This is a genomic window from Streptomyces sp. NRRL WC-3549 (genome assembly GCF_000721935.1).
In the GTDB taxonomy this organism is placed as follows: domain Bacteria; phylum Actinomycetota; class Actinomycetes; order Streptomycetales; family Streptomycetaceae; genus Streptomyces.
In genome coordinates this window covers 2,189-7,113 of sequence record NZ_KL585455.1, presented here as the reverse complement: position 1 = coordinate 7,113, position 4,925 = coordinate 2,189, and the positions used below count along the sequence as shown (strand labels likewise).

Here is a 4,925-nt window from a genome sequence, read left to right as displayed (position 1 = left end):
CCGGCCGCTACGAAACCCAGGGCAGCTCAGTCGAGCCTCAGGCGGGAGACTTCATCGGCTCCTTGCTGTTCGAGTAGCCGGCATGTGCGGAGCGCGTGTGCGGGGGCGGCACGTGTGTGTATGCCGCCCCCGCCTCCGGGTGCCGGGATTCAGTTGAGGGTCAGGAAGCTGCCCGCACCGTTGCCGTAATCGATCCAGGCGCCGGACCGGGTGTCCGCCGGGACGCCGGACCAAGTGGCGGTCAGGTCCGTCGGCTTGCCGGGGGTGACGCGGGCCCGCTCGGGCGTGACGGCGACCCTGCCGGTGACGGGGCTGTCAGCGGTGATGTGGTTCACCTGATAGGTGTACGGAGTGACAGTCTCGCTGTCCGCCCCCATGGCGACCAGGGACACGAAGAGGGCGTCGGCCGTGGGATGCCGCACGGTGAGGGTGATCGTTCCGTCACTGTCGGGGACGGCGATTTGGACGTCCTGGAGGACCCCGTCGACCTTGTTGCCCCAGAGGAGGCCCGTGATCGTGTCCTCCGCCGCGTCGAAGTGGACCGTGATCTGCGACGCCTTGGTGCCGGACGGGATCTCGGTGTCGTAGTAGATCTCCTGCATCTGGGTCAGGGTGCCCTTGGTGACGGGCGAGGAGACCGGTCCGTAGGCGGTGGCCGTCAGGGTGCTGGTGGCCGGGGTGACCGAGAATCCGGTCGAGCCGCTGGAGCCGGAGCCCTTGATCTCGGTGGGGGCGCGGACGGTCTGCGGGGTCACGACGATCGGGCTGCGGACGGTGGTGCGGCCCGAGGTCCAGGTGAGAGATCCGGTGGCGGCGCGTCCCGCGGGCGCGGTGGTGACGTCCAGGGTGACGGTGAAGGTGCGCTTCTGGCCGGGGTGGCTGAAGTGCAGTACGGACGGGCTCACCGTGGCCTTGACGCCGGGGACGCTCGCCCGGGCGCGGTAGGTGCCGGCCGCGGTCGCGGTGACGGTGCGGGTGATGGTCTGCTGGCCGAAGAGGTCACCGACGGCTATGGACGGATAGTTGAGGTCGCTCGGGTCGATGGCCTCGACACCGGTTCCGGTGTCCACGCCGGAGCCTTCGAGGTACGCGAGCCAGTCCCGCTCGCCCGAGTCGTAGACGAGTCCGGGGCGCAGCATGGCCCGTGCGTCCACCTCACCGGCGCCCTGCGCGAAGGCGTCGTCGCTGTTCTTGCCGTCCGCGGTCTTCGTCGGCGTGGCGGTGGTCATCATGGCCGACTTGATGCTCATCGGGGACCAGGTGGGGTGCTCCGTGAGATAGAGCGCCGCCAGCCCGGCGATGTGCGGGGTGGCCATGGAGGTGCCGGAGTAGTAGTCGAAGTCACGGCCGTGGTTACCGTCGGGGGACACGGCGGCGAGGATCGTGGCGCCGGGCGCGGTGATGTCGGGCTTGAGCAGGTCGCCGTTGCCGACGAGCGAGGGGCCGCGCGAGGAGAAGCCGGCCACCTGCGGGTAGACGCCCGAGGCGCCTCCCTCGGTGAGGGTGGCGGTGGCTCCGCTCGTGGCGGCGTAGGTGCGCACGGGCGCCGCTTCCGCCTTGTCGAGGTGGACGGCCGGCACGCTGTGCAGGTCGCCGTCCGTGCTCTCGTCGCCGGAGTTCACCAGCACAAGGCCGATGCCGCCGGCCCGCTTGACCTCGGCGGACTTGTCGGCGCGCCCGTTGACGCCCCGTTCGCAGACGACGATCTTCCCGGCCGTGCGGGCGGGGTCGAGGGAGTCCGGCATGCAGTAGTCCGCGTAGATGTCCACGGTGTCCGAGACCCGGACCGCTGAGCCCAGGACGAGCGGGGCGGGGCCGACCTGCCGGTGCACAGTGGTGCTGATGCCGGTATGGCGCGCGCCGTTGCCGAGCGCCACCGTGCCGGTGTGCGCCTTGATGGTGCCGGCGGCGACCGTGGTGGTCCAGGGCGCGGTGTTGGAGAGGCTGGACGCCCCCGGGCCGGAGTTGCCCGCGGCGGTGGCGACGAAGACTCCGGCAGCGGCGGCGTTGCGGAGCGCGACCTGCGCCGGATCGTTGTACGCGCTCTCGAACGTGGCGCCGAGCGAGTAGTTGATGACGTCGACGCCGTCGGCGACGGCCTGGTCGATGGCGGCGACGAGGTCGCTGGTCAGACCGCCGTCCTGCTGACCGTCCCTGCTCTGCCAGAGGGCCTTGTAGACGGCGATGGTGGCCGCCGGTGCCACGCCGGAGACGGTGCCGAGGTCCTCGCCGCCGACCGTGGCGCGGACGTTGGCGTTGCCGGCCGCGGTGGATGCCGTGTGGGTGCCGTGGCCCTGGCTGTCGCGCGGGGAGACGTATCCGGCCCGGTTGGACTCCGGAACGGCGTCCAACCAGCCCTCGCCGAAGTAGCGGGCGCTGATGACCTTCTCGTTGCAGGCGGCTGCGGTGAAGCTGTCGCCGGTCTGGCAGGTGCCCTTGAAGGCGCCGCCGTCCGCCTTGTGCATGAGGGTGGTGGCGCCGCTGCGGTAGGGGCGGTGGGGGTCCTTCTTGCCGGGCTTGTGAGAGGTGAGAGCCGGGGCGTGGAAGGAGGGGTTCTCGGGCCAGATGCCCGTGTCGATGTCGCCGATGACGATGCCCTTGCCGACTTCGGCGGTCCCGCCGAAGGCCTTCCACAGCCCCTTGCGGCCGGACAGTCCGAGGAAGTCGGTGGAGTTCCGGTCGTCGGTGGCCTGGTGGAACCGGTCGGGGGCGATGTGCACGACGCTGCCGGTGTGGGCGAGGCGCACCAGTTGGCGGGCGTCGAGCCGGGCGCTGAAGGTGTTGGTGGTGACGGCGTAGTGCTGCCGGACACTGGCGCCGACCTTCTTGGCGACGCGGTCCTGCTGGTCCGTCAGGTGGCTGCGGTACCGCCTGGCGGCGGCCGATGCGACGTCGAACTTGCCGCCGTGGGCGGGCTTGGTGGCAGGGAGGTCGCCGACCCCGCCGTCGTAGGTGACCAGCGGCTCGTCGGCGAGGGTGACCAGATAGGTACCGGTGGCGGATTCGGCGACCGGAGCGCCGGCGGGGACGGCGGTGGCGGTCGTGGCGAGGGGAAGGCTCAGCGCGGCAAGGCCGGTGGTGAGCGTGGCGGCGAGGGCGGCTCGCCAGTTGCGCGACGTTCGTCGCGGCAGGAGTGGCACGGACTCTCCTCATCGGTTTCCACGCATGCCGGGGAGGCGAGCGTGGGCTGCTCGCGTGCGGCGTGCGCTAGGGGCGGAATTCTCCAAATCGCCTTCTATCAGCAGTAACTGACGGGCGGTCCGAGATGAGTGAACGCAATTTCCTCCCCCTACGCGGCGATTTGACCTTCCGGGAGGACATTCACGACCAAAGCTGTCATGCACGGGACGGATAGGCAGATGGTGGTTGTCCACACTGGGCAACCTGCTGAGTGGGAACCGGGCCGCCCTGTGCTTGCGGTGGCTCCTGCGGCCGAAGCACCCGAGAAGGGGCTCCGGCCGCAGGAGTGCGCGGGGCGAGGGGGCCGGTCAGCCGATGGCGATGTTGTCGAGCAGGAAGATGGTCGCCAGGTAGGTGTCTTCGGTGCCGGCGAACTCCAGCTTCACCGACTGGCCCTTGTAGGCGGACAGGTCGACGGTCTTCTGGACGTATCCGGAGCTCGCGTTGGCGTTGGAGTAGGTGGCGAGCGTGGTGCCGTTGATCTTGACCTTGAGGGTGTCGTAGGCGGCGTAGCCGTACTCCTGGGTGGACACCTTCAGCCAGAACGTGAGCTTCGGTGCGCCGGTGGACGGCACAGCGATGTTCGACTGGGACACGGACTCGACGGCGTCGGCGCCATACCCCATCATCCAGGCGTACCAGGACCCGTCGCGGGCCGGCTGCAGGGACGAGTTGGTGATGATGTTGTCGCTCTGGGTCCAGCCGCTGGTGCCCTGCTCGAAGCTGCCGTTGGCCAGCGCGTTTCCGCTGGGGGGATCGGTCGGATCGGGCGTGGGCGTGGGCGTGGGCGTTCCGGTGCCGGGGTCGGGCAGTGCGGTGCCGACGCTGACGGCCGCCCACGCCTTGGAAACGAGGTACCGCTCCTGGGAGTTGGCCCCGTAGAGGTCGGCGGCGGCCTGCAGGGTGGCGGTGCGGGCACCGGCGTAGTTGGTGCTGGAGGTCATGTAGGCGGACAGGGCGCGGTACCAGACGGCGGCGGCCTTGTCCTTGCCTATACCCGCGAAGGTGTCGTTGTTGCAGGTGGTTCCGTTGTGCGAAAGGCCGCCGATGGTCTTGGCGCCGGTTCCTTCGGAGGCGAGGTAGAAGAAGTGGTTGGCGATGCCGGAGGAGTAGTGGACGTCCACCGAGCCCGCGCCCGAGTTCCAGCAGGAGAGCGAGTTCCCGTCGGCGGAGGGGTTGTCCATCCGGCGCAGGTAGCCGCCGGGCATGTTGAGCCTTTCGCCGATGTAGTAGTCGCCGGGATCGGCGGTGTTGTTGGCGGAGAACTCGACCATGGTGCCGAAGATGTCGCTGGTGGCCTCGTTGAGGCCGCCGGACTCGCCGGAGTAGTTGAGGTTGGCGGTGGCGGCGGTGACGCCGTGGCTCATCTCGTGGCCGGCCACGTCGACCGCGGTCACGGGGGTGTTGCGGTTCTGCGAGGAGCCGTCGCCGAAGTACATGCAGAAGCAGTTGTCGTCGTAGAAGGCGTTGACCAGGCTGTTGTCGACGTGGACGTAGGCGGGGGCGCCGCGGCCGTCGTTGCGTATGCCGCTGCGGTTGAAGGCGTTCTTGTAGTAGTCCCAGGTCTTGGCCAGGCCGTAGGAGGCGTCCACGGCAGCGCTCTCGCGGCTGGACGCGGTGCCGTTGCCCCAGGTGTTGGAGGTCTTGGAGAAGGGGCGCGCGTTCTGTCTCGGGTTCGTCTGCGGACTGTTGTAGGAGTCGTAGACGATGGTGCCGCCGTGCGCGGCGTCGGTGAGGGTGTAGCC

2 protein-coding genes are annotated in these 4,925 nt (G+C 69.6%); both read right to left on the bottom strand.

Features of this window, described 5'->3' with window-relative positions; all coding sequences use genetic code 11:
• Positions 1-149: 149 nt before the first annotated feature.
• Positions 150-3,140: a S8 family serine peptidase gene (locus tag IH13_RS0135650; protein ID WP_234433510.1), complete on the bottom strand. Its 2,991-nt coding sequence runs from the start codon at positions 3,138-3,140 to the stop codon at positions 150-152.
• A 348-nt stretch (positions 3,141-3,488) separates the two neighbouring features.
• The coding region (locus IH13_RS0135645) for a M4 family metallopeptidase (protein ID WP_031091214.1) at positions 3,489-4,925 on the bottom strand (1,437 nt) is incomplete at its 5' end.